General features: G+C 53.5%; 25 protein-coding genes. 11 read left to right on the top strand and 14 right to left on the bottom strand.

What is annotated here, in order from left to right; genetic code table 11:
- Window positions 1-245 precede the first annotated feature (245 nt).
- The 4 genes from KB213_RS09395 to KB213_RS09380 all read left to right on the top strand — a co-directional run bounded on the left by KB213_RS09395 (window position 246) and on the right by KB213_RS09380 (window position 5,481).
- Window positions 246-731, top strand: a complete 486-nt coding sequence (locus KB213_RS09395) for a DUF2501 domain-containing protein (protein WP_211682477.1) — start codon at window positions 246-248, stop codon at window positions 729-731.
- Between the two features lie 179 nt (window positions 732-910).
- A complete protein-coding gene (locus KB213_RS09390) occupies window positions 911-2,104 on the top strand; it encodes an MFS transporter (protein ID WP_211682475.1) in 1,194 nt (397 codons plus the stop codon).
- A 32-nt stretch (window positions 2,105-2,136) separates the two neighbouring features.
- Complete coding sequence (locus KB213_RS09385; protein WP_211682473.1) at window positions 2,137-2,679, top strand: LOG family protein; 543 nt, start codon at window positions 2,137-2,139, stop codon at window positions 2,677-2,679.
- Window positions 2,680-2,901: 222 nt separating this feature from the next.
- Window positions 2,902-5,481 (top strand): TonB-dependent receptor plug domain-containing protein, encoded by a 2,580-nt coding sequence (locus KB213_RS09380; protein WP_211682498.1) that lies wholly within the window; start codon window positions 2,902-2,904, stop codon window positions 5,479-5,481.
- Between the two features lie 97 nt (window positions 5,482-5,578).
- Here KB213_RS09380 and KB213_RS09375 read toward each other — a convergent pair whose 3' ends face one another.
- The 7 genes from KB213_RS09375 to KB213_RS09345 all read right to left on the bottom strand — a co-directional run bounded on the left by KB213_RS09375 (window position 5,579) and on the right by KB213_RS09345 (window position 11,554).
- Entirely contained in the window at window positions 5,579-6,052 is a 474-nt protein-coding gene (locus KB213_RS09375; RefSeq protein ID WP_211682472.1) for a GAF domain-containing protein, read from the bottom strand.
- A gap of 5 nt (window positions 6,053-6,057) precedes the next feature.
- Window positions 6,058-7,320 carry a UDP-N-acetylglucosamine 1-carboxyvinyltransferase gene (gene murA, locus KB213_RS09370; RefSeq protein ID WP_211682470.1) on the bottom strand — a complete coding sequence of 421 codons (1,263 nt, stop codon included), beginning with the start codon at window positions 7,318-7,320 and terminating at the stop codon, window positions 6,058-6,060.
- 30 nt (window positions 7,321-7,350) lie between these two features.
- Window positions 7,351-7,902 (bottom strand): dCTP deaminase, encoded by a 552-nt coding sequence (dcd, locus tag KB213_RS09365; protein ID WP_068173414.1) that lies wholly within the window; start codon window positions 7,900-7,902, stop codon window positions 7,351-7,353.
- Between the two features lie 79 nt (window positions 7,903-7,981).
- Window positions 7,982-8,887 carry a DMT family transporter gene (locus KB213_RS09360; RefSeq protein ID WP_211682468.1) on the bottom strand — a complete coding sequence of 302 codons (906 nt, stop codon included), beginning with the start codon at window positions 8,885-8,887 and terminating at the stop codon, window positions 7,982-7,984.
- Complete coding sequence (locus KB213_RS09355) at window positions 8,884-9,060, bottom strand: hypothetical protein (protein WP_157070947.1); 177 nt, start codon at window positions 9,058-9,060, stop codon at window positions 8,884-8,886. Before KB213_RS09355 ends, KB213_RS09360 begins: the two co-directional genes overlap by 4 nt.
- On the bottom strand, window positions 9,050-10,252 hold the full coding sequence (locus tag KB213_RS09350; RefSeq protein WP_211682466.1) for a glycosyltransferase family 4 protein: 1,203 nt from the start codon (window positions 10,250-10,252) through the stop codon (window positions 9,050-9,052). Before KB213_RS09350 ends, KB213_RS09355 begins: the two co-directional genes overlap by 11 nt.
- Window positions 10,253-10,435: 183 nt before the next feature.
- The gene (locus KB213_RS09345; protein WP_249110444.1) at window positions 10,436-11,554 is read right to left on the bottom strand and encodes a hypothetical protein; all 1,119 of its coding nucleotides are present in this window, start codon (window positions 11,552-11,554) and stop codon (window positions 10,436-10,438) included.
- A gap of 240 nt (window positions 11,555-11,794) precedes the next feature.
- Between KB213_RS09345 and dnaK the strand changes: the two genes are divergently transcribed.
- Complete coding sequence (dnaK, locus tag KB213_RS09340) at window positions 11,795-13,696, top strand: molecular chaperone DnaK (protein WP_068173427.1); 1,902 nt, start codon at window positions 11,795-11,797, stop codon at window positions 13,694-13,696.
- Between the two features lie 137 nt (window positions 13,697-13,833).
- Window positions 13,834-14,982, top strand: a complete 1,149-nt coding sequence (gene dnaJ / locus KB213_RS09335) for a molecular chaperone DnaJ (protein ID WP_211682464.1) — start codon at window positions 13,834-13,836, stop codon at window positions 14,980-14,982.
- 137 nt (window positions 14,983-15,119) lie between these two features.
- Here dnaJ and KB213_RS09330 read toward each other — a convergent pair whose 3' ends face one another.
- The 3 genes from KB213_RS09330 to ykgO all read right to left on the bottom strand — a co-directional run bounded on the left by KB213_RS09330 (window position 15,120) and on the right by ykgO (window position 16,277).
- Window positions 15,120-15,362: a hypothetical protein gene (locus KB213_RS09330; RefSeq protein WP_068173429.1), complete on the bottom strand. Its 243-nt coding sequence runs from the start codon at window positions 15,360-15,362 to the stop codon at window positions 15,120-15,122.
- An 85-nt stretch (window positions 15,363-15,447) separates the two neighbouring features.
- Entirely contained in the window at window positions 15,448-16,116 is a 669-nt protein-coding gene (locus KB213_RS09325) for a tetratricopeptide repeat protein (RefSeq protein WP_211682462.1), read from the bottom strand.
- Window positions 16,117-16,151: 35 nt separating this feature from the next.
- A complete protein-coding gene (ykgO, locus tag KB213_RS09320; protein ID WP_003625637.1) occupies window positions 16,152-16,277 on the bottom strand; it encodes a type B 50S ribosomal protein L36 in 126 nt (41 codons plus the stop codon).
- 231 nt (window positions 16,278-16,508) lie between these two features.
- Between ykgO and KB213_RS09315 the strand changes: the two genes are divergently transcribed.
- Both KB213_RS09315 and KB213_RS09310 read left to right on the top strand, forming a co-directional pair.
- The gene (locus KB213_RS09315; protein ID WP_211682460.1) at window positions 16,509-16,928 is read left to right on the top strand and encodes a hypothetical protein; all 420 of its coding nucleotides are present in this window, start codon (window positions 16,509-16,511) and stop codon (window positions 16,926-16,928) included.
- 129 nt (window positions 16,929-17,057) lie between these two features.
- Window positions 17,058-18,266 (top strand): lipase family protein, encoded by a 1,209-nt coding sequence (locus KB213_RS09310; protein WP_211682496.1) that lies wholly within the window; start codon window positions 17,058-17,060, stop codon window positions 18,264-18,266.
- Window positions 18,267-18,332: 66 nt separating this feature from the next.
- Here KB213_RS09310 and KB213_RS09305 read toward each other — a convergent pair whose 3' ends face one another.
- Together KB213_RS09305 and KB213_RS09300 are read right to left on the bottom strand one after the other, a co-directional pair.
- Entirely contained in the window at window positions 18,333-20,438 is a 2,106-nt protein-coding gene (locus tag KB213_RS09305; protein ID WP_211682459.1) for a S9 family peptidase, read from the bottom strand.
- A gap of 141 nt (window positions 20,439-20,579) precedes the next feature.
- On the bottom strand, window positions 20,580-20,951 hold the full coding sequence (locus KB213_RS09300; RefSeq protein ID WP_211682457.1) for a hypothetical protein: 372 nt from the start codon (window positions 20,949-20,951) through the stop codon (window positions 20,580-20,582).
- 137 nt (window positions 20,952-21,088) lie between these two features.
- Here KB213_RS09300 and KB213_RS09295 point away from each other — a divergent pair, with 137 nt between their 5' ends.
- From KB213_RS09295 to KB213_RS09285, 3 genes are read left to right on the top strand one after another with little or no spacing between them, the layout of a single operon-like run.
- The gene (locus KB213_RS09295; RefSeq protein WP_068172895.1) at window positions 21,089-22,042 is read left to right on the top strand and encodes an AEC family transporter; all 954 of its coding nucleotides are present in this window, start codon (window positions 21,089-21,091) and stop codon (window positions 22,040-22,042) included.
- A 24-nt stretch (window positions 22,043-22,066) separates the two neighbouring features.
- Window positions 22,067-22,528, top strand: coding sequence for a low molecular weight protein-tyrosine-phosphatase (locus KB213_RS09290; protein WP_211682455.1), 462 nt, complete (start codon window positions 22,067-22,069; stop codon window positions 22,526-22,528).
- Between the two features lie 32 nt (window positions 22,529-22,560).
- Window positions 22,561-23,493: a 2-hydroxyacid dehydrogenase gene (locus KB213_RS09285; protein WP_211682453.1), complete on the top strand. Its 933-nt coding sequence runs from the start codon at window positions 22,561-22,563 to the stop codon at window positions 23,491-23,493.
- Window positions 23,494-23,684: 191 nt separating this feature from the next.
- Here KB213_RS09285 and KB213_RS09280 read toward each other — a convergent pair whose 3' ends face one another.
- Together KB213_RS09280 and KB213_RS09275 are read right to left on the bottom strand one after the other, a co-directional pair.
- Window positions 23,685-24,443 (bottom strand): NAD kinase, encoded by a 759-nt coding sequence (locus tag KB213_RS09280; protein WP_211682451.1) that lies wholly within the window; start codon window positions 24,441-24,443, stop codon window positions 23,685-23,687.
- A 7-nt stretch (window positions 24,444-24,450) separates the two neighbouring features.
- Window positions 24,451-25,293 (bottom strand): carbon-nitrogen hydrolase family protein, encoded by an 843-nt coding sequence (locus KB213_RS09275; RefSeq protein WP_211682494.1) that lies wholly within the window; start codon window positions 25,291-25,293, stop codon window positions 24,451-24,453.
- Window positions 25,294-25,307 lie beyond the last annotated feature (14 nt).

Raw genomic sequence — 25,307 nt, 5'->3', positions numbered from 1 at the left:
AATGCCAAACCCTCAAAAGGACCCGTCCAGTGCGGTGAAGCGGCTTATAAACACCCATAAAACAAACGTCAATCATAAAAATGAAAAAAAACAAAAACTTTCCAGCAGCACATAACCCCTTCAATCCGCCGCCATAAAATTCACATTCTCCTCGCTCACTTTCAGCAGATGTTGCGTTACTCTGGTGTGGGAACACACAAACACGTTCCGCATCTTAATGATGATAGATTGAGGAATAACCTCTGATGACCAAAACCTTTCGCCTCCCAGCCCTTCTTTCTGTTAGCGCACTCGCAGCAGTGTTCAGCTTAAGCGCCTGTGACGCGACAAACTCTGCTGCAAACCAAGGGGCAGGCCTCCAGAGCGCAGCAACATCAGCATTTGGTGCTGCATCACAATCCGCCAGCAACTCTTTAGCCAATAGCCTCGGTACCTTTGGTAATAGCCTGAAGCTACCAAGCCTCTCCAACAGCTCAACTTCCAACCTAGCTGGCGTCTTAAAATACTGCGTTACCAACAACCTCACATCCGGGAATGCATCTTCCCTACTATCAACCGCCACACAACAAGCAGGCGTCAGCAGCAACGCCTCTTACGCAGCAGGCCAGCAAGGCATCCTGCAAACAGCCGCCAACAACACACAACAACAATTCTCGCTCTCTTCTTTAGCTGAACCGCTCCGCCAGAAAGCTTGCTCACTGATCCAAAGCCGACTGCAAAATATCCTGTAAACACATCTTGAACGCCGGCCTTCCAACGCGGCGTTAAAAGAGATCGGATATTCTTTTCTCAGTCATCGTTAACTCCTCCGTGACGTGCGGGCAAAACTGGCTTAATGCACTGTCATTCAGGACGAAACGCTCCTCTTTAAGTTAGATACAACAACCACCACACTCAGGAGAACAGACCTATGACTGCGGAAGACACCCCGGTGACATCACCGACCCAACGGGTTCTTGCCGTCGTTTTGTTCAACCTGCTAGTATATATCGTCATCGGTCTACCCAACGCAGTCCTGACGATTTTTGTACAAAATACCCTCGGCTACAGCACAACCATCGCGGGCCTTGCGTTTTCGCTCCAATACCTCGCTACATTTGCAGCGCGCCCCTCAGCAGGACGATTAGTCGATAGTCGCGGCCCCAAACCTGTCGTCGTCATCGGCCTCATCGCCTGCCAGCTCTCAGGGGTCGCAATGCTCGGCGCAGGACTTCTCGCACACCTTCCTGCCCTCTCACTCGCCATTATCTTTCTCAGCCGACTTTTCTTAGGGTGGGCTGAAAGCTGGGCCGCTACAGGGGTTATTGTCTGGAATATTCGTCGCGTCGGAGCAAAAAATACATCCGTTGCCATTTCATGGAACGGTATCTGCTCTTATGGCGGCATCGCCCTTGGGGCACCCGTCGGCGCGGCACTTGCACATTTGGCCATGCCCTTTGGTGGATTAAACAGCGTAGGCGGCCTCTCCGCACTCCTGCCACTACTCGGCCTTATCATCATTGCCTTCTACACAGGCGTAAAACCCCTACCCTCCACCGATAAACCCCTTCCCTTCAAATCCGCCCTACGCCTCGTTTTCCCTCACGGCATGGCTTTGGCTATGGGCGGTATTGGGTTCGGTGCCATCTCCTCCTTCCTAGCGCTCTATTACGAGGTCCATCACTGGTCAGGCGCAGGGCACACACTGACCGTTTTCGGCGTTGTATTCGTCGCTATTCGCTTTCTCTTTGCATCCCAAATTGGCCGGCGCGGCGGTGCAAACGTAGCTATTGTTTCTCTCAGCGTCGAAGCTGTAGGCTTAGCCCTCTTAGGGTTTGTGCATACTCCTATTGCCTCAGTGATTGGTGCAGCCCTAACCGGAGCAGGCTTCTCACTCCTCTTCCCTGCCTTGGGCGTCTTGGCCGTGAACCGTGCTGGTCCACAAAACCGTGGGGCCGCCTTAGGCGCATATTCTATCTTTATCGACTTAGCGATTGCCTGCTCAGGTCTCTTGCTTGGGCAAATTATCGAGTACAGTAATTACACCATAATGTTTTTAACCGCAGCATTTTGCAGCCTCGTAGGGATAGGCATTAGCCGCGCTTTGGGGCAACGTCGAAGCTGACTTTTCACCCCATTCAACATGGCCGAAAATTTATGACTATTCGTTCTTGCGCTGTATTTTGCGGCTCTCGCTTTGGGCACAACCCAGCCTATGCCGAGAGCATGACACAACTTGGAACAGCGCTCGCAAAAGCAAATATCACACTTATCTATGGCGGTGGTCACGTCGGCTTAATGGGCACTGTAGCAGACAGCACCTTAGAAGCTGGCGGACGCGTCATAGGGATTATCCCAACATTTCTACACCAGCGCGAAATTATGCATCACGGCGTGACAGAACTCGAAATCACACCAGATATGCACACGCGCAAAGCACGCATGTTCGAACTCAGCGATGCCTTTGCCATTCTACCCGGCGGCTTCGGCACATTTGACGAAATGATGGAAATCGTCACATGGCGCCAACTCAACTTGCACAACAAGAGCATCACCATCGTGAATGTTCATGGCTGGGCCACATCTCTTATCCAAGTATTGGATGATGCCGTTGAACAAGGATTCGTTGCCCCTGAAACCCGCTCATTCATCACGATCTGCTCTGACGTATCAGAATTTATCTCACTAATTACAGTATAAAATCAATTACTTCACAGTCTCCTTCTGATCCGCCGATGCTCAGAAAGGAGACTTTATGTTTCTTTTTAATACCCCGTAGTGAAACATAAAAACACATTCTCAAGGCAATAAAAACATATCCTTCCGTTAATAGTCTCTTTACGAAACAAACCGTTACCGGTACGAGTCTCTGTAAAAATAAGTTCAAAATCACTATGAACAACTACGGAGAGTCCTGAATTGATGTTCCCGGTCCGATCTTTATGCCTCACCACAACCGCACTCTTGGCGATTTCTTCAAGCTTTGCACACGCAAAACCTGCCCCCAGCAGCAATAAGCGTCCTACCCCTGCAAAAGCTGTAACAGCGCCTCAAAAGCCGCGTCCACACGCCATCCAAAATGGTGGCAGTGAGGTCATGATCATCACGGGAACACATGCTAGCAACCGCCACGCACGAGAAAGTACTAGCCCGATTAGTGTTGTGAGCGCCGCTACACTCCGTCGCTCAGGTCAAATGAATTTGGCCGATGCGCTCACCAAAACATACACGTCCATCAACGTAGCCGCTAAAGGTTCGGACACCGCCTCGCTCACCTCATCCATCCAAATGCGTGGCTTAAACCCAAACCAAGTACTGATCCTTGTGGATGGCAAACGCCGCCACGTGACAGGCAATATTGTCCAAAACTCTGGCCCACAATTTGGAGCCACACCGGTCGATCTGAATATGATCCCGGCCAATATGATTGATCATATTGAAGTGCTTGAAGACGGCGCTGCGGCAATGTACGGCTCAGACGCCATCGCTGGCGTTGTCAATATCATCACCAAAAAACAAGACCACGGCCTGAACATGTCCGCCCAAACCGGGGCTAATGCCTATAATGGGGATGGCTGGCAGTATCAGGTCAATGCCGATGGCGGTATGAAACTTGGAACCGATGGGTACTTGCATCTCAGTGGGCAAGTCTACCACACCGACCATTTCTTCGGTGATGCGAAAGACCACCGCCTGCTCGGATATTGGCCCACAGGCGCCAACACAAATGGCTATTATACCGGCGTAGTGGCTAATGCCATTAAAGTGCCAACCAACTCCAATAAGATCACAAGCACACCCGAAGAAACACGTGAGAATCTCGGCATCGATTTTGGCAAAAAAATCGCCGAAAACGTCGACTTCTACGGACAAATTACGTACGCGCACCGCCACGCAGAGGCGATTCAAAACTATCGCGTACCAACCGTTGCACCCACATTATACCCCTACGGCTTCTCTCCGACCGAAACGATCGAAGAAAACGACTATGCCGCAACACTGGGCTTAAAGGGACAAAACCTCTTTGGCTTTGATTGGGATCTCAGCACTGTTTACGGCGCTGATGAAGACACCATCGGCACCAAAAATACCGTTAATACAGGAATGCTCGGATCAACCTGTAACAACGGGAACGTTGCCAATATCTCCAGCCTAGGCTGTGGCTGGTCCCCCACGGATGTACGCGCCCTCAGCTATCGCAGTGCACAATGGACCAACAATCTAGACCTGCGCCGTCACTTCACACTTATGAACAGCGTCCCGGTTGTCTTCGCCTTTGGTGGCGAACACCACCTCGATATGTACCAAATCACCGCTGGCAACCCCGCTTCTTATGAAGTCGGCGGCACACAAGGCTATGCTGGCCTACGCCCACAAAGCGCAGGTAATTGGAGCCGTGACGTCTGGGCTGGGTATGCAGACGCTGATTTCCACCCACTCAAACAGTGGGACCTCGATTTCGCAGGGCGCGTCGAGCACTATACCGACTTTGGGAATACCCAAAACGGCAAGGTCTCAACCCGCTACGATGTCACCCCACGCTTGGCCGTTCGTGGTACGATCAGCACTGGCTTCCGCGCACCAACCCTCGCGGAACAGCACTACAGCACCATGAACGTGAACCCCACCCAAGCGAGTGGTCTCCTGCCCGTCAACTCCAGCGCGGCACGCCTACTCGGCGCAAGCCCACTGAAGCCTGAACGTGATGTCAGCGCAAGCGGTGGTATCGTCACCGAGCCCCTTAAAGGCTGGCATGTTGAAGCCGATGTGTACCAAATCAACCTGCGGGACCGTATCGCACAAGGCGGCACCACCAAAGGGCAAGCAGCGGTCAATGCCATCCAAGCAATGGGCTACGCCCTCCCGCTCGGCAGCATGGATCTCTCCAATATTTCTGCCTATTACTTCGGCAATGTTGCAAGCACACGTACACAAGGTCTGGACATCAAAACAGACTACATGCTGCGCCTGCATAAATACGGCAACGTGATGCTGACCGCTTCGTTGGACCTCAATCGTACACGCCTGCATCACGCTGGCACGGATAGCAACGGCCAATCCCTGCTCAATGCACAAACCATTGGTTACCTGACCACCAGCTACCCACGCAGCAAACTCATCCTTAACGCCTACTACACTGTCGGCTCATGGGACGTGAACCTGCGCCAAACACGCTATGGTCAAACCACAGACATGATGACCTACCAAGACTGGACCCCAGCCTCAGCAACATGTGGTGCAACCGGCAAAGCACTCCGTTACTCCAACACCTGCTTTGCACAATTCAACAACACACCACGCTGGCTGACCGATCTTGAAGTTGGCTACCGCGCCGATGAACACTGGCACTTCGCAGTCGGTGCGAACAACATCTTCAACATTCGCCCACGCAAGCTGCCACAAGTCCTGAGCCAATACGGCGCAGCTCTGTATGACACGTCATCCGCACAAGTTCCGATGGCTGGCGGCTATTACTACGGCCGTATCAACGCAACATTCTAAGACCATCATTTCACAAAAACCCCCGCCTCTCTCCTGAGAAGCGGGGGTTTTTTATATCTACGCCATCAGACATACGACAAAAGACGCGACGTATAGACTACCTAACCCGGTAACACTGCCCGACCAGAGCCGCGACCTGCTCCACAATAACCTGTTCATCCACGCCAAAGCGGGCTTTCACAGGGCTATCAATATCCAAAACACCAATAAGTACTCCGTCAGAAAATAATGGCACCACAATTTCTGACGCCGAAGCCGCATCACACGCAATATGCCCCGGAAAAGCGTGTACATCGTCCACACGTTGCGTCACACGTTGTTCAGCCGCGACACCGCAAACGCCACGCCCTACTGGAATACGTGTACACGCCATACGCCCTTGGAACGGCCCCAGAACCAATTCTTGGCCCCTCAAGATATAAAACCCTGCCCAATTCACATCAGACAACGCTTCAAAAATAAGCGCTGAAACATTGGCCATATTCGCAATAAAATCGTTCTCTGTCGAAACCACGGCCTCCACAGAACTGACCAAATCTTCCAACGTTAAACGCTGTGCTGGCGCACTCATCTCACTCAATCCTTCAGCGTGACACGTTCAATATCGGCACCACATGCCGCAAGCTTACGGTCCACACCTTCATAACCTCGGTCCAGATGATGAATATCGCCTAATTGCGTTTCGCCCTCAGCCGCCAAACCTGCCAGAATCAACGAAAATGATGCCCGCAGATCTGTCGCCATCACAGGCGCGCCAGACAAACGTTCAACACCACGAATGATCACTGAACGACCCTGCGGCTTAATCTGCGCACCCATACGATTCAACTCAGGCACATGCATGAAACGATTTTCAAAAATCGTTTCCGTGATCGTCGAGGCACCTTCCGCAACCGCCAACATTGCCATGAACTGCGCCTGCATATCCGTCGGGAAACCCGGATAAGGCTCCGTCACAATATCTACACCACGCAACGGCCCGGTGCGGCGCACACGCAAACCACGCGCCTCTTCAATCACCTGTACACCCGTCTCTTCTAACGTACGGATCACAGCACCCAAATCTTGAGCACGGCCACCAACCAGCAACAGATCACCGCCCGTAATACCCGCAGCACAAGCATAAGTCCCGCACTCAATCCGGTCTGGCATCACAGCATATTCTGCGCCATGCAGCGCCTTAACGCCCTCAATCACCAGCGTACCTGACCCAGCCCCCGTGACCTTAGCCCCCATCGCATTTAAGCAATTCGCTAGGTCTTCAATCTCTGGCTCACGTGCGGCATTCACAATTTCCGTGCGGCCATCCGCCAAAGTTGCTGCCATCAACAGATTTTCCGTCGCGCCCACACTCGCGAAAGGCAGAATAATCCGGCCCCCCTTTAAACCATCTGGCGCAGAGGCATTAATATAACCGCCTTCAAGGTCAATTTTCGCCCCGAGGACTTCCAAGCCCTTCAAGTGCAAATCAACAGGCCGCGTACCAATGGCACAGCCACCCGGCAAAGACACGCGTGCTTCACGGCGACGTGCCAAAAGAGGCCCCAAAACCAAGATAGACGCACGCATCTTAGAGACGACATCATACGGCGCTTCAATCGAGGCAATCTCGCCACCGATGGACAACGTACGTGGCCCACATGGCTCAACCGTCAGCCCCAAGCGTTGAAGCAAATCACACATGGTCCGAATATCCGCAATTTGCGGCACATTCGACAGAACCAGACGCTCAGGGCAGAGCAAACCTGCCACCATCAGCTTCAAGCCAGAATTCTTTGCCCCGGCGATTTCAATTTCGCCCTCAAGGCGTTTACCGCCACGAATAATAAAACGGTCCATGATCTACGATCCTCGAGAGCGAAGAAAAAATTAAAGGCGGGGAGTGGTTACACCAGATTGGCGCATATATTTACCAGCACGATCAGCATAGCTCACTTCACATGGGCTCGCGCCCTGGAAGAACAAGAACTGGCAAATACCTTCATTGGCATAAATACGCGCGGGAAGTGGCGTCGTATTACTGATTTCAATGGTCACCTGCCCCTCCCATTCGGGTTCAAGCGGTGTCACATTTACAATAATACCACAGCGAGCATAGGTCGACTTTCCTAAACACACGACCAACGTATCACGTGGAATCCGGAAATATTCGACCGTATGCGCCAGCGCAAAACTATTCGGCGGAATCGTAATATCGCCATGGCGCGTCACAAAACTGTTCTGCGTAAAGTTCTTCGGATCAACAATCGCGCTGTCTACATCCGTAAAAATACGGAACTCATCCGCAACACGCGCATCATACCCGTAGGACGACAGCCCGTAAGAAATAACACCTTCACGCTTCTGCGCTTCAACAAAAGGCTCAATCATCCCGCGTTCCGTCGCCATCTGGCGGATCCAAGTATCAGGCATGATTGGCATTGTTATTATCCTTCAGCAGGGGTCTCTTCCCTGCTCTAGCGATACCGTGCCCACGGTGCAATGCGTGACAAGACGTTCTCTACGCAGAAGAGGACGTCATCGGCACTTTCCCACCCCGACGCGGCTTTAATTCACTGATGATGACACCAGCCACAATCAACGCAGCACCGAGCAAAGTGTTCACTCCTAAAACATCTCCAGCCAACCACCCCACTAGGCCACCCCAAACAGGCTCACCTGCATAAATCACCGTTGCCTTAGCCGGAGAGACAGATTTTTGTGCCCAGTTCATGATCAGTTGCACAAGCGCACTCAGTAACGCTAAGCCGAACGCACACACCAACCAAACCCAAGAAAATGTCGGCACCGCCTCCCCAACGACAGGCATAAGCAACACAGACACACACCCGCCCGCAGCAAGTTGCATGACCGTAACACGGCGACTATCCACACCTTGGGCAAATAGACTGATAAAAACAATTTCCAACGCAATGGCTAAAGCCGCGAAAACCGTCATGGCGTCGCCATGACTTAAAGACAATTGAAGCGCTGCTGGCCCTGCTATCACAACCAACCCCACGAAAGCGCAACCAATCCCAATAAAGTTCATTAAATGCGGTTTCTTACGCAGTAACACCCACTGGAATAACGGCACTAATGGCACATACAACGCCGTCAAAAATGCCGAACGACTGGACGTAATACTCTCCAGCCCCATACATTGCAGTGCGTAGCCCAGAGCCAATGCGATACCGATAAAAACTCCAGCCCACACTTCGCGGCGCTGCAAACAAAGCATGCTTTTACCGGCTAACAGCGCAACCATCACTGCGGCGAGGAGAAAGCGGATACCAACGAAAAACAAAGGTCCACAATGCTGCATCGCAATGTGCAGCACAAGAAACGTCCCACCCCACAAGCACGTAATAAAGGTAAGCGCTAATTCTTGTAGGGACAAAACACTCCCATGCCGCGCAGTGCTCATTCTGGGCGGGTACGCTGTTGCTGTTTCCGGCGCATTAAATTAGCCCGTAACGCCTTTGCCTCCCTTAAACGCCGCTCTTCCTGCGCTTGCTGCACACGACTTGTCACATGCTGTTGATCTTCAGTGCCTTCTGTTTTCTCCGACGCATTCGCCGCCTTCACCTCATCGCCCAAGACACTCTCCTTCAAACTTCTGACGCAGCGCCGTACCTAGCACTTCATCGTATACACCCAACGTCGCTGCCTGCATTTTCCGCGTCGTATAATCACGCAAAACATGCGCACGTGCATTCTCTGCTAAATAAGCCAGCGTATCCGCTTCCGTCGTTAACAAACGCTCCAGAACGACTGCCAAAGCCTCTTCATCATAAGGCGGCACAACCACACCGGTTTCATCCGGCAAAATCGTTTCCATCATCGCGCCTTGCGCCGTACCCACCACCGGCTTGCCCATAAGCTGTGCTTCTACAACCGTTCGCCCAAAAGGCTCTGGCCGCAAAGACGGTGCAACCACCACATCAGCCAAGGCATATGCCGCTGCCATGTCAGAGCAAGTCCCTGCAAATCGCACCCAGCTACGCAATTCCAGCGCGGTCACCCGCTTACCCAACCATGACGCAAAATTCGTGTCCGTTTCCGGGCCGATAAAAACACAGACCCAACCAGAAGGCAGTAACCGGCGCAATCGCGCCAAGGCTTCAACCAACACACCCTGCCCTTTCCAACGCGTCAAACGCGCAGGCATCAGAATAACACGGGCTCCATGAGGCAAATCCCACGCACTAGCCAAATTCTGAATCCGCTCCCCAGACACCACTGCCGGGTCGAAACGGACGGGGTCTGCGCCGCGCGGAATAATCCGTAATTTTTCAGAAGATACGCCGTATTCTTCTACCATACGCCCAGCAATATAGCGTGAAATGGCAATGACCCGCGTTCCACGAACCAAAACAGAATTATAAAGCCGTTTCCCCCACCAAGTGGCGTTATGCGTCCCATGCCACGTCGTAATCATGGGTGTTCCCGTGCGGCGACAAGCCAGCCACGCAGCCCATGCCGGAATACGAGAGCGGGCATGCACAACATCCACCCCATATTCACGAATAATACGTTCTAAAGCCCGCGCCCCACGCAAAACCGTCCATAACGATTTTTTGCGCAAATCCAGCTCAACATAATCCGCTCCGGCATGATGCAACTGCACCAACAAAGCTCCCGGATGTGCAGCAACAACGGCTTCCCCGCCAGCCTTTTGAATAGCCGCCGCAATTTCTACGGCTCCACGTTCTAAACCGCCCGTACCGAGCGCTGGCAGAACTTGCAGTATGACAGGGCGCCTAGCCCGAATGGAGGAACCTTTAATCATAATGAAATTGCGCGGCAAACCCTACAGAATGAAAGGGAGACTAAAACCTCTAAGCCAACACGAGAACCTAGCTTGCGCGCCTTAGCACATCACACTCCACGGCGCGACGAAACCCACGACATCAAACAGAAAAAAGAAACACAAACCTCACCAAACGTGACGGAAATATCACGCCGTAGTCCTTTAACCAGCAGGAATGGTTACAACAGCCCCCGCCGCATGATTGGTTGCCGCCAGCGCACTCAACACCTGAACCATGGTAAAGGCCAATTTGCTTTGAAAGTCTTTCTCATCAATCCAGTACCAAATGTCATTATACTGAATCGCTGCATAACGGCGGTCAGGTGCATCTGGCCCTGAATGAATTGCCACTTCTGGGCGGCTATCAATCCCTACTTGCCCGATGGTCGGCGGTGTCCGTCCACTACGAATATCCTCTTCGGGGACTTCCACTTCATACGCAAGTTGCGTCAACATCGCGAGCATAGAGCGTGTCAAAATTGCCACTTGCCCCGGATGCTTCGGATACGGGCCATAAACAATCTCTGCTTCTTCAGCTTGCGGGTCCAAATGCACCAAACGGCGTACTTCTGCCTGAATCGCTAGAAGATTACTGTCAGACGTGGCCGAAAGCACCAGATAAGCATGCTCTGCCCCACCGCCCGAACCACTCTCTTTTTTAGCATCCGGATTCTTACTGTCTTGCGGCGTATCATTCGTAATACGAATGGTCATCGCTCCAGCCAACTGCAACTGCCGCAAATCATGCAACAAAAGATAGAACCGCACTGAGCCACCACCGAACGGCCCAGCCCCTAACCCCCGCACATTCGATAAACCATCAATGGATTGCGCCGTTAACCGCAACAACACATCAATCGGCAGCCCGCCTAAGCTCAGCGGCATAATGACCGTTGGGGAAATAGGACGCACAATATTTTCTGCGTATTGTTCACCCGTCACTGGCTGATAGGTAAAGGTCGGGCTCTCGCCGGACGTTAGAGACCCCGAACCACTCAGATAATTGCTCACCGCCGTTGCTGGATAGGCATAAAACCCGCCAGACACACTCCGCGTTAAACTATAACCCGCAATGACCTGCGTCGTGTCCAAGAATGTCGGCGGATCCGCATAACGCAAACGTACGATGTTCAGCAGCATTTCACGCTTTTGCGTTTCCCCAAGTGCGCGCGAATACTCCAACTGATCATTCTGCAAATGCGCAGGCCCTATCGGACCACACGCCGCCAGAACAGACAGCATTCCCAACAAAACCGGACGGAAAAACGAAAATCTCTGCATGATGCCCATAAGAGTGAACGATTCCGCTCCCAAGAGAAAGGGATCACAGAGCAAACAAACACAATTTCCAACGTTTTTTCATCTGGTTGTCTTAGAGAGGGCCTTGCAAGCGCGGCTCACCCTGCCTAAGTTTCACCCTGAAAGCTGTGTGGGGCTTATAGCCTTATGCAGTGTGACAGTCACAAAGGGCCTGTCTCCGGTGCCAATATGGGCCGGGCCAGGCCGCTGAAAGGACAGAACATGAGCAAAGTTATCGGTATTGACCTTGGCACGACCAACTCCTGCGTGTCGGTCCGCGAAGGCGAAGAAAACCGCGTCATCGAAAACAGCGAAGGTGCACGCACCACGCCATCTATGGTTGCTTTCACCGAGAGCGGTGAGCGTCTGGTTGGTCAATCTGCAAAGCGTCAAGCTGTTACAAACCCAACGAACACTCTGTACGCTGTAAAGCGCCTCATCGGCCGCCGTTATGACGACCCAACCGTTGCTAAAGACAAGGACATGGTTCCTTACGGCATCGTTAAGGGCGACAATGGCGACGCATGGGTTGAAGCTCGCGGCGAAAAATACGCTCCTTCACAAATCTCTGCCTTCGTTCTGGGCAAGATGAAGGAAACGGCTGAAGCACATCTGGGTGAAACCGTCACGCAAGCGGTGATCACGGTTCCAGCATACTTTAACGACGCACAACGCCAAGCAACGCGTGATGCGGGCAAGATTGCTGGCCTCGAAGTGCTGCGTATCATCAACGAGCCAACCGCTGCCGCTCTGGCTTACGGCCATGGCAAGCGCGATTCCGGCACGGTTGCTGTTTATGACTTGGGCGGTGGTACGTTCGACGTCTCCATCCTTGAGATCTCTGACGGCGTGATCGAAGTGAAGTCAACGAACGGTGATACGTTCTTGGGCGGTGAAGACTTCGACAACCGCATCATCGACTTCCTCGCTGATGAATTCAAGAAAGAGCAAGGCATTGACCTGCGCGGCGATAAACTCGCGCTGCAACGCCTGAAGGAAGCCGCTGAAAAGGCAAAGATCGAGCTGTCTTCTTCCAAGGCAACCGAAATCAACCTGCCGTTCATCACGGCTGATGCAACGGGTCCAAAGCATCTCGTTGTTGGTCTGTCTCGTGCAAAGCTGGAAAGCTTGGTTGACGATCTGGTTCAACGTACACTGACGCCTTGCCGCGCGGCTCTGAAGGACGCAGGTGTGTCCCCGAGCGAAATCGACGAAGTTATCCTCGTCGGTGGTATGACGCGTATGCCGAAGGTCATCGAATCCGTTAAGGAATTCTTTGGCAAAGAGCCAGCTCGTAACGTGAACCCAGACGAAGTCGTCGCTATCGGCGCGGCTGTTCAGGGCGCTGTCCTGAAGGGCGACGTTAAGGACGTTCTGCTCCTCGACGTAACGCCGCTGTCACTGGGCATTGAAACACTGGGCGGTGTCTTCACACGTCTGATCGACCGTAACACGACGATCCCGACGAAGAAGAGCCAGACCTTCTCAACGGCTGAAGACAACCAACCAGCTGTTACCATCCGCGTCTTCCAAGGTGAGCGCGAGATGGCAGCTGATAACAAGCTGCTTGGTAACTTTGACCTGCAAGGTATTGCTCCGGCACCTCGCGGCGTTCCACAAATCGAGGTCACCTTCGACATCGACGCAAACGGCCTCGTGAACGTTACGGCGAAAGACAAGGCGACCGGTAAAGAACAGCAAATCAAGATCGAAGCATCAGGCGGCCTGTCTGACTCCGATATTGACCGTATGGTGCAAGAAGCTGAAGCAAACGCAACGGCGGACAAGGCCAAACGTGAACTGGTTGACCTGCGCAACAGCACGGAAAGCATGATCCACCAGACGGAGAAGTCCATCTCTGAAGGCGGTGACAAGGTTCCTGCAGCGGACAAGACCGAAGCTGAAGCCGCTATTGCTGAAGCACGTGAAGCGCTGAGCGGTGACAACGCGGACGCCATCAAGGCTGCCAGTGAAAAGCTGACGCAAGCAGCTATGAAGGTCGGCCAGGCCATCTATCAAGCTGAGCAAGCCTCTCAGGAAGCTGGCGGCGCAGAAGGCGCAGCGAAGGACGACAACGTTGTCGACGCTGACTTCGAAGACGTCTCAGAACACAAGAAGCACTAATCGGGTATAACGTCTCCGGGGGAGTATAACCCCTCTCCCGGGCAGTTTTTCCGACGGGCGCCCGTTCCTCAAAAGGGGATGGGCGCCGTTCTTGTTTTAAGTCCTGCCCAAGCGGGCCGATACCAGGAACCGACCCCATGGCCACCCAAGCCGATTATTACGAAGTTCTAGGCGCCGCACGCGGTGCATCCGATGCGGACTTGAAAAAAGCCTACCGCAAAAAAGCAATGCAGTTTCACCCAGACCGCAATCCGGGCGACGAAACGGCAGAGCAAAAATTCAAAGAAATCAACGAAGCCTACGACGTCCTTAAAGACCCGCAAAAGCGCGCCGCCTATGACCAATACGGTCATGCTGCGTTTGAAGGCGGCATGGGCGGTGGTGGCGGTGCCGGGTTCGGCGGCTTTGGTGCTGGCGCAGGCGGTCTGGGCGATATTTTCGACCAGATGTTCGGTGACATGATGGGCGGTCGCCGCGGTGGTGGCGGACGTCGTACCGGCGCTGACGTACAGGTTGAGGTCGAACTCACCCTGACGGAAGCCTATAGCGGCGTTAAAAAGTCTATTGACGTCCAAACCCGCGTCTCATGTGAGAGCTGTAACGGTTCTGGCTCGGCAGATGCGAGCGGCGGAAGCCAAACCTGTGGCACCTGTCACGGTGCAGGGAAAGTGCGAGCACAGCAGGGCTTCTTCTTAGTTGAGCGCCCTTGCCCAACCTGTAACGGCTCAGGCCGTACCGTGCGTAATCCTTGCAAGACCTGCCATGGCAGCGGCACCCAAGCCAAGACCAAAACCCTGCAAGTGGATATCCCTGCCGGTGTAGAAGATGGCACGCGCATGCGCATGTCTGGTGAAGGTGAGGCCGGTGGCGAAGGTGTTGCGCCAGGTGACCTGTACATCCATATCAGCGTAGCCTCGCACCAGATTTTCCAACGTGAAGGCGCGAACATCTATTGCCGCGTCCCCCTGCGGATGACCCAAGCGGCATTGGGTACAGAAATTGAAGTCCCTGTCATCGATGGCACACGCTCACGTGTACGTATCCCAGCAGGCACGCAAACGGGCGAAACCTTCCGCCTCCGCGGCAAGGGCTTCTCAGTACTGCGCTCTACGGCACGCGGGGATATGTATATCCAAGTATCCGTTGAAACACCGCAGCACCTCAGTAAGCGTCAAAAAGAGCTTCTGGAAGAGTTTGAACAAGAAGCCGGTGGTGACCACACCAAAGCCAGCCCAGAAAGCTCAGGCTTCTTTGCAAAAGTCCGGGATTTCTTTGACGGCCGCTAAAAACAACGCTTAGCTTTTCTATGTGGCCAGTACATCATGGCCACATAGAAGCCGCTGCGCCTTGGCGTATCTGGCAATACCTAAAAGCGCATAAAACATCAAAAAGGCGTGGCCCATCTCTGGACCACGCCTTTTTCTTAACCTTGTCGACGGTTCTTAAAAAACTCTACCGCCGTAATAGCAACGGAAATCACCGCTAGAGCCTGCTGGCAATGCGGCCGAAACCGCTTCGGGCCGAAAGACGCCATGAACGTCAGGCCCGTCATCGCCACTTCACGCCCGCGGCCAGCACAGCGTAATACACCACCTAGACGCTTACAGCATGACTTACCTGTTTTATCGACTGCAGAACAAGCAGCCCCTTTTGTCTTCGCATTCATACGCCACACTCCTGTTCAATCTCAAAACTATACGAACAGATTGGGGCATAATAAGGCGAACACAAGGGGCTCAAAGATCTGAGCCTTAGTCCGGTTGGCCATCCAACTGCAGTTCCACTTGTTTTTGAAATCGCTCCATGGTGGGAAGCGGGGGTACCACACCAGGAAAAGATGGGTCACGCTGCTTCAGAAGTTTTAGCACATCACTTGCAATTTGCGGCTGATGCCGCTCCAGCTCTAGGTTCGCCAGAACATACAGCGCTTTTGTATCCCCCGGATCTACAGCCAAACAGGCCGACAGGTCTTCAACAGCACCATCAAAATCCCCGGCACCAGCACGAATCGCAGCTCGTGCCCTACGCACCATTGGTTGATCGCCCTGCAACGCTAAAGCCGCTGTGTCACTCTCTTCAGCGGCCTGAAACTGATGTTTATCTGCTGCAGCTTGAGCTTCAAATATTAAAAGGCGCGTACCGCCTTTGAGCCCCCTCATACGCAGGGCCTCAGCCTCTTCCCGCAAGGGAGGAGCCTCTTCAACGCTCGCCTTGGCTATACGCTCTTCAAGCAAGCGCAGACGCTCAACACTCGTCAACGGCTTGTGGTGAGCAGCCTTAACATCTGCATGTGCCGATACAGCCGCTGCGGCATCCGTATGCCCTAAGGACGGAGTACCCTGATGCGCAGGAGCAGCTATGGAAGCCCCCACCCCACATAGCAAAACGGCGCAAGCTGAAAGCCCGCGCCGTTTCGTCATAAGCCGATTCATCATGAAAGACGGCCCAGCCGTAATTAGCCCTGACGAGCCTTCATGCGCGGGTTCTTCTTGTTGATGACGTACACGCGGCCACGACGGCGGACAACACGGCAGTCCTTATCGCGGACCTTGGCGGACTTCAGGCTGTTACGGATCTTCATGGTACTTCCAGGCTCTCGACGGTGAAACCCCTAAGGGTCGTGCGGAACGGGACGATACGCCCGTAAAAAGAATGGCTTCGCTTACCGATGCGTCTCACGAGAGTCAAGTATTACCCGCATAAACACCCTGAAAAACGTATATATCCCCCTAAATCCTCTTCTCTGTGACGAGATGCAACAGAGTGCCGCCCCCCTCTTGCTCTTCCCAGCATTTATAACGATCATACACAGATGATGACGCGCTCCGCCAAAGCGGCACTTCTGCTGACCGCCTCCCTTATTCTGCCGTTTTCTGCCCATGCTGCGGGAAATAGCGCCCCCACAAACGACGATGATCCGTCCATTAATATGCAAGGGGTCGTCGTAAATAAAATCTTACAGGTCCTGCAAATCCGCCAAGATGAAGTGAGCGACTCGTGCTATAGTGCACTTAAGACCATGCATGACGCTGACGAACAGCTCAGCAAGGAAGAATCGAACGACCGCAACCAGGATATTGGCGTTGCACGTGACGTTGCTTCCTCCGCTATGGAAGATGTCACAACAATCTGCGGTACGGATGCCCAAACCATTTGTCGCACCCCTGATCCAAAACACCCTCAACTCGCAGCAGCCTGCCACGCGCTACCGCATGATTTCTCAACCCCCTGAGTTCTGCGCCATATGACAATATCATGACGTTGCATGGCGCTAGTTTACGCGCAGCGTCACGCACAACATGATGCCCAAACTTTTGATGTGGCGGAGCATAATGGCTCCGCCCCGGTAGGAGCATTATGTATGCGTCATCTTTCTTTGGGCCTTTTAGCCAGCGTTGCTCTTTTGGCAGCCCCCCTCTCCCACGCAAGCCAAACAAAACCTACCCATGGTGCACATGTCACTAGCGCTCCTAAAGCCGGTACATTGCTCTCCAGCAGCACGCTGGCTGCCCCGCTGAGCCTGCCTGAAGCTGGTTCTGCATTCCGCATCACCTATACTGCTACCAACGGCGTTACCGGTCACGGCACCGTACCCGTTACAGGCGAAGTCATTTTCCCAAATGGCCCTGCACCAAAGGGTGGTTGGCCTATCGTTGCATGGGCACATGGGACCGTTGGCCTCAACGATTCCTGTGCGCCATCTCTCAATGCGCATAGCAAACGCGACACCACATATCTCACAGCATGGCTGAACCGCGGCTTTGCCATTGTCGCCACCGATTATCAGGGCCTTGGTGGCCCGGGTATGCACCCCTATCTGAACACACGCGCAGAAGCGTATAGTGTTCTTGACGCCGTCCGTGCCTCTCTCTCCGGCCTTAAGAACCTTCAAAACAAAATTCTAATCGTTGGGCATTCTCAAGGCGCAGGTGCAGCCTTTGCTTCCGCCGCTTTTGCGCCGGCTTACAGCCCTGATCTGAACATCCGCGGCACCGTGACAACGGGTATTCCGTTCATCACCCCACAAATGGCCATGGCGCTGGTACAGCCCGCCCCACAAGGCGCGCCCACACCAGCACCGGGACAAGACCCTCTCGTCTCTTATATCTTGTTGATTGGCGCCTCTCTGGGCGGCCTTAGCCCTAACTTCCACCCGGAAGCAGCGTTCACCCCAGCTGCCATGAATGCTTATCACGCCGCCTCAGAAACCTGCCTCACAGGACTAGAAGACGAAGTCGCAAAAGAAGGGCTAACACGCCAAAGCGCGTTCCAACCCACACTGCCGCAAGCATTAGCTCCCGCTTTTGTATCGCTGTCATACCCAACATTGCACCTCAAGCAGCCGCTCTTTGTCGGCACAGGCAGCGCCGATCAAGACGTCCCGACCCAAGCTCAGCTTGGCCTCGTCAAAGCGGCCTGCGCGGCGGGTACGACAGTACAAGCACACCTCTATCGTGGGCTAAACCACTCACAGAGCGTCAATGCATCTTTGGCGGATTCCGCAGCCTTCACACAAGCCGTCATGAATGACCAACCCGTGAGCTCAATTTGCTCACCTATTGCTCAATAAATTAGGCATAAAAAAACCCACTCTCTGACAAAATGCAGAGAGTGGGTTTTCACAATCCATACCCAATTAAGCGGCCGATCGCTCCACAGCCCAAATGGCAAAAGCCTGCACCAGCGCCACTTCCTCTAAGCGTTTATAACGCCCTGAAGAGCCGCCATGCCCAGCGTCCATATTAATACGACACAAGAACGGACCGCCGAAAGCCACATCACGCAAACGCGCAATCCATTTCGCTGGCTCCCAATAGGTCACACGCGGGTCAGACAAGCCGCCCATGGCGAGAATAGCTGGGTAAGGCTTCGCGGTGATGTTGTCATAAGGCGAATAACTGGCGATGCGGTCATATGCCGCCTCATCTTCCAACGGATTTCCCCATTCCGGCCACTCCGGCGGCGTCAACGGCAAGGACACATCCGACATCGTATTCAGCATATCGACAAACGGCACCTGAGCCGCAACGCCTGCAAACAACTCCGGCGCCATATTGGCCACAGCACCCATCAACAGCCCACCGGCTGAACCACCATGCGCCACAATACGCCCGGCCTGCCCATAACCTTGCGCAACCAAATGCTCAGCAGAGGCAATAAAATCTGTGAACGTATTGGTCTTTTTCTCAGCACGACCGTCGAGGAACCAACTCCAGCCCTTTTCCGCACCACCGCGAATATGCGCGATCGCATAGACCCAACCACGATCCACCAAACTAAAGGCCGATACGGAGAACGTTGCATCCATCGAGATACCGTAAGAACCGTACCCGTAAAGCAGCAATGGAGCAGAACCATCTAGAACCTGCCCACGCTTCATCAATACCGTTACAGGCACCTGCTCCCCGTCCGAGGCAGTAGCGAAGAGACGACGTGTTTCGTAATGCTCCGGATCATGCCCTGACGGCACATCTCTCACCTTCTGCAAAATACGCTCGCCCGTTTTGACATCATAATCATACCAGTGAGCCGGGCGCGTGGGTGATTGGTACACATAGCGCAGCACGGAGTGTGTGTATTCCGGGAAACCCAGCAGCGTCAGATCATAAGCGGGTTCATCCATACGGATAGATGTTGCTTCTGCGCGGACATCACCTGCCACGCCTTGCGGCACGACATAGAGATTGATGTTGCCATCACACCGTTCGGCCCAAGCCAAATACCCCTGTGACGCCGTGGCCTCAAGCACATAATGCCCGACCTTATAGGGCACGAAGCTTTGCCAATTCGGGCGGTCAGTCGCGGTATCCGGCGTGATCATCAGTTGGAAATCAACCGCACCATCGCGGTTGGTCAGCACCACGAAATGATCATTCCAATGCGTGAGCGTATAACGCTCCCCACGCACCAAAGGCGCAGCCACAACAGGCGCACGCTCTGGATGCTCCGCCGGGATCAATAGCGTTTCATTCGTGTCATGATCACCACGCTCAATCACGATCCACTTACGTGAAGCACTCGTCCCGATACTAAGGAAGAAACCTGAATCGGTTTCTTCAAACACCAAAACATCCTCACCACCCAATAACGGACGGCGATAGATACGCGACGGACGCCCATGATCATCACGGAAAATCCAAAACAGCCACTGACTATCCGGTGAAAGCGTGAAGCTCCCCGTCGTGCTCTCAACCGGCGGCGCACACAACTCACCCGTCGCTAAATCACGCACCTGAATCCGATACACCTCAGATCCCTGCACATCTTCAGCAAAGACATAATAGCGATGATTTGGAGAATGCACCGCAGCCGCCAGCGCGTAATAGGGGAAATCCTTCGCACGCGCTTCAACGTCCAGCAGGGTTTCTTCCGCTCCACCACCCCGTGGCCTACGAACACGCAAAGGATGCTGCGCATCTTTTTCAAAACGGGTGTAATACTCCCACACACCATCCGGCGTGGGTACCGATGATTCATCGGGTGGGATACGCCCTATCATTTCGTCCAAAAGGGTCTTTTGAAGGCTTTCCGTATCCTTCAAAACCGCTTCTGCATAAGCATTTTCAGCCCGCAGATGCGTGGCAATATCCTCCCGCAGGACTTTCGGGTCCCGCAGAACCTGTTGCCAGTTTTCATCCTTCATCCAAGCAAACTCATCAACGCGCGTGCGCCCTAATTGAGTAATGCTGTGCGGATCACGCCGAGGCGTGGGCGGAGTGGTTGTGCTGTGCGCTGTGCTCATAATGTAAAGATGTGGCGCAGAACGACCCGCTATTCAATGGGGAAGAACACCACCGATTTTAGAGGCTACAGTGACATGGGCGCGAACCGAAAAGCCGCGCCACTCTCCGCGCAATCGCCGTGACTTACACCTGATAGGGCCTTACAGCCTTTCCAAATGGCCCTGCGTGACCATTGCCGCGTGATGCACCGCTGGCAGCAAAGAGAAATCCTGCAAAATATACAGCACAAGAGCCACGATCAGCAAAAATGCCAGTATGCGCCCGAAAAGACGTAAGACACCGTAAAGCAAAAAGAAGAACAGCCCTAAAAGCACAAGTGTCTGTAATTCTGGCGCTACACCAAAATGAACGAGCGCGCCGCGACATGCCGCTTCCACAACAGCAATAACAGCCGTAACCAACCCCGCCGCAACCAACAAAACGGTACAAACAGCATTCAATAATGCGTGCATTTTGGTGTCCTTCTTTTCCAGCACAGCATCACAACGCGCACCATCACGCACAAGATACAAAAACCGCGCTCTCACTCTTAGGGATAGACGAAGCGCAGAAGAATGATAAGGAAGATCATTCCTATCATAATGCCGATGCCCTCCCTTTCAATCGGGCCATATACGGCATTCTCTATTGAAAAATGGTGATTTGCCCGATGCCGAGCGCGTCCTCTCTCTTCATAACCATTGTGCAGTCCATTCTGCCTATCCTCGTCACACTCGCCCTCGGCTATTACGCTGCTTACAGACGTGATTTTGATGCCGTACAAGCCAGCGTTCTAACGCGCTTGGTCATGCTCTATGCTCTACCGATTGAGCTCCTCGCCTCCATCCTCAGCACGCCACGCGCTGAAGTGATGACCGCAGGCCCTATCGCCGTGTTGATCTGCTTCGCCATGATTGGCGGGTATGGGCTGATCTTTGGCGTCTTACACGGTATTTTCCGCTTTCCACGCCGCGAAGCCGCGATGATCGCCATGGCTACAACTGGGCCATCCGTCCCATTCATCGGCATCCCTGTATTAGGGCAGTTATTTGGCCCCGCCAGCGCCGTCCCCATTTCCGTCGGAGCACTGGCCATGAACCTCGTACAAATGCCGCTTTCTTTCATTCTGCTGCAAAATACCAAACCTACAACAGCAGCCAGTACAAAAAGCCCACTCATCGCCCAACTCAAACATGCCTTCCGCGAACCCGTGGTCTGGGTACCTATGCTGGCGCTCACCCTTGTCTGTGTTGGGTTCTCTCTTCCCCCTTTCCTCAAAGGTTCGCTTTTGCTGCTAGGTCATACAACGGGAGGAGCCGCCCTTTTCGCATCTGGCGTGGTGCTCTTTACACGGCAGGTCCGCTTCAGCCCTTTGGTTGGCCTTGTCATCTTTGCAAAAAACCTCGTTATTCCGGGCCTTATCTACGCCATTGCCCGTATGTGGCACCTCCCCCATATGCCAATGCGCGAAACTGTGTTGACGATGGCCATTCCCAGCGCCTCCATCAATGTTATTCTGGCCATGCGCTTTCAGGTTCTTGAGCGTGAGGTTGCATCCATTCTGTTCTTCGGAACGCTGAGTTCAATCGCAACAATGTCCTTCTTCATCTGGCTGACATCCTGACCAAGACATTCACTGGAAAACACCATGCCCAGCTTTCTCTTTGTCTGTACCGGTAACATCTGCCGCTCCCCCCTCGCCGAAGTCGCTATGCGCCATGAGGCTGAAAAACGTGGCCTCACACTGGATATCGACTCCGCAGGCACTGGGCATTGGCACATCGGTGATCCACCTGATCCACGCGCACAACGCGTAGCCCACAAACACGCATTGAATGCCTCAAAACTCCGAGCGCGCGCTGTTCATCCAGAAGATTTCCACAGATTTACCCACATCATAGCACTCGACCAATCACACCTTTTTGCCCTACGCAAAATGCGCCCGCATGACGCGACTGCCGAACTCTCTCTCATGCTGGATCACTACCCCGGACGCGAAGGAAATGACGTCGAAGATCCCTATTACGGACCCGATTCTGGCTTCGACACCGTATGGAAAGAGGTGGAATTTGCTTGCAAAATGCTCGCCACCCGCACTTTAGACCGCTGATTCAATAGCCTGCCCCCTCACGGAGACATACAATGTCCACGAACGCTGATCTCCTCCTCATTGATTCCTTCCCTGCCCCCATTGACACACGCCTCAAAACGCTCTTTACCACCCATCAATTTACGACTCCGCAAGAGTTATCCACTATCGCTCCTCGAATCCGTGGAGTCGCCACAGGCGGAGGCTCTGGCCTGCCTTTGGCCATCATGGATCTTCTGCCAAATCTAGAAATTATTTCTGTTAACGGCGTCGGTACGGATCAAATTGATCTCGCCGCAGCACAGGCCAGAAATATCCGCGTTGCCACCACACTGGGCACACTGACCGATGATGTCGCGGATATGGCACTTAGCCTCATGCTATCCACCCTCCGCAACACCGTTCACAATGATGATTTCGTACGCAGCGGCCAATGGAGCACCCAACAACCGCCCCTCGCCCGTACCGTTCGAGGGCGCAAAGTCGGCATTGTAGGTTTCGGTAATATTGGCCAAGCCATCGCCCACCGTGCAACTGCCTTTGGGGTCGAACTCGCCTATTTCAATTCACGCCCCCGCCCAGAAAGCACGCTACGCTTTGAGCCCAACCTGCTCGATCTTGCTCAATGGGCCGATGTCTTGATCCTCGCCGTATCAGGCGGGCCACGCTCCGCCAATATGATTAATGCTGACGTGCTCAAAGCCTTGGGATCAAACGGTATCCTGATCAATATTGCACGCGGCACTGTTGTGGATGAAGCCGCCCTGCTTGATGCACTTCAAAAGAATATCATTGCTGGGGCTGGGCTTGATGTATTCCAAAACGAGCCGACCATTAACCCAGCATTCTTGTCCCTCCGAAACACCGTCCTACAAGCCCACCAAGCCTCCGCTACCGTGGAAACACGTACAGCAATGGGCAACCTTATGATTGATAACCTCGTGGCCCATTTTGACGGTAAGCCACTCCTCACGCCCATTCTTTGAGCGGTAACGGCACGTGCATCACCACCAATTTCAACTAAGGTGATGCACTGCCCACCTCATATAGCCTCAACACATCACAACACGGACAATGCTTGAAGCCTGCGCGCCCCAAACCAAAGCGGCCATGCACTCCGGTTCAGAACTGTCCACCTGAGATAGACGAGCACAGAGCACTCCTTCGTAAAGACCCCTTACCCTGCAAATTGTTCGACAATAATCCGCTCTGACAAGCCGTGATCCGGATCAAACAAGACACGCGCATGATAGGAACGATCTTCACACACCGTCACCTCCACCACATCACGTATTTCCGTTGAATCCGCTACGGCAGCCGTTGGCCTTTTCTCTGTATCCAACAACGTAAACCGCACCACCGCTGTCGACGGTAATAGCGCTCCACGCCACCGCCGAGGGCGAAACGCAGAAATCGGGGTCAATGGCAAAATATTCGCACTCAACGGGACAATCGGACCATGCGCGGATAAATTATACGCCGTTGAACCCGCAGGGGTCGCAACGATGATGCCATCACACACCAACTCCTCCAAGCGTGTGCGCCCATCCACTTCAATACGAATATGCGATGTCTGCCGTGTCTGCCGGAATAGAAAGACATCATTAAACGCCAAAGCTTCTGACACTTCACCAGAAGCCGTACGAGCCGTCATGCGCAAAGGGTGTAAAACCGAGGGCTGTGCGCGGTCCAAGCACTCCATCAGTTCATCCTCATGCGGTGCATTCATGAGGAAGCCAACCGTGCCGTAATTCATGCCGTACACAGACACATCACGCCCCATCACCGTATGAAGCGTTTCCAACATAAACCCATCACCACCGAGGCAAACAACGACCTCAGCATCCTCCAAAGAGGCATCACCATAACGCGCAACAAAACGGCCTAGCGCTTCCTGTGCGGGGGGAGCGCTAGACGCCCGAAAAGCAATTTTCATGACGATATCAAATCAACCGGCGATTCTCTTGCACTTGCATCCGCTGGCGGGTCTTTTCCACCAAAGACACATCCACTTCAGCAACACCCCAACCGGGTTCACTGCCTAGTTTTAACACAACATCTCCCCACGGACTCACAATAAGCGAATGCCCATAAGTCTGGCGTTGTGTCCCATCAGATTCCGTGTACCACCCCGTCGTGCCGCACGCGACAACCCACGCCTGCATCTCAATCGCACGAGCCCGAAGAAGAACTTCCCAATGCGCTTCGCCCGTTTGCTGCGTAAAGGCCGCAGGAAGAAGAACCATTTTTACATCTGCTGCACGCAGCGCCAAGAACAGCTCCGCAAAACGCATATCGTAACAAATAGCTAAACCCGTAGGGACACCCGCAATATCAACCGTCGTTACTTCATCACCGGCAACGTAAGTATCGCTCTCACGGTACCCCTCACCATTCGGTGTCACGACATCAAAAAGATGGATTTTTCGGTATCGCGCCGCTTCTTGCCCATTTGGTGCAAACACCAATGTCGTATTCGCAAGACGCGTATTGCCATCCTGCTCCACACGCTCACCGATAGAACCACCATGCACCCAAACTCCGTGCTGTTGTGCCATCTCACGCAGAGCTTCATACAGCACACCACCGACCTCTCCGGCAGTTGGCAAAGGCTCAGATGCCGCCAATTTTGTATCGCGCACTCCACCCAAACAGCTCCACACTTCTGGCAGGACCACAAGTTCAGCCTGCCCTTGTGTCACTGCTTCCGCAACCAAACGCTGAGCTTGAGCGATATTCTCTGCCCGTTCCGTGCCCGGCGTCATCTGGATCAGTGCGATACGCATCATCATGCCCCTAT

The sequence above is a fragment of the Neokomagataea anthophila genome (assembly GCF_018122595.1).
GTDB classification, from domain to species: domain Bacteria; phylum Pseudomonadota; class Alphaproteobacteria; order Acetobacterales; family Acetobacteraceae; genus Gluconobacter; species Gluconobacter anthophilus.
This window is presented reverse-complemented; position numbering and strand designations above follow the sequence as displayed.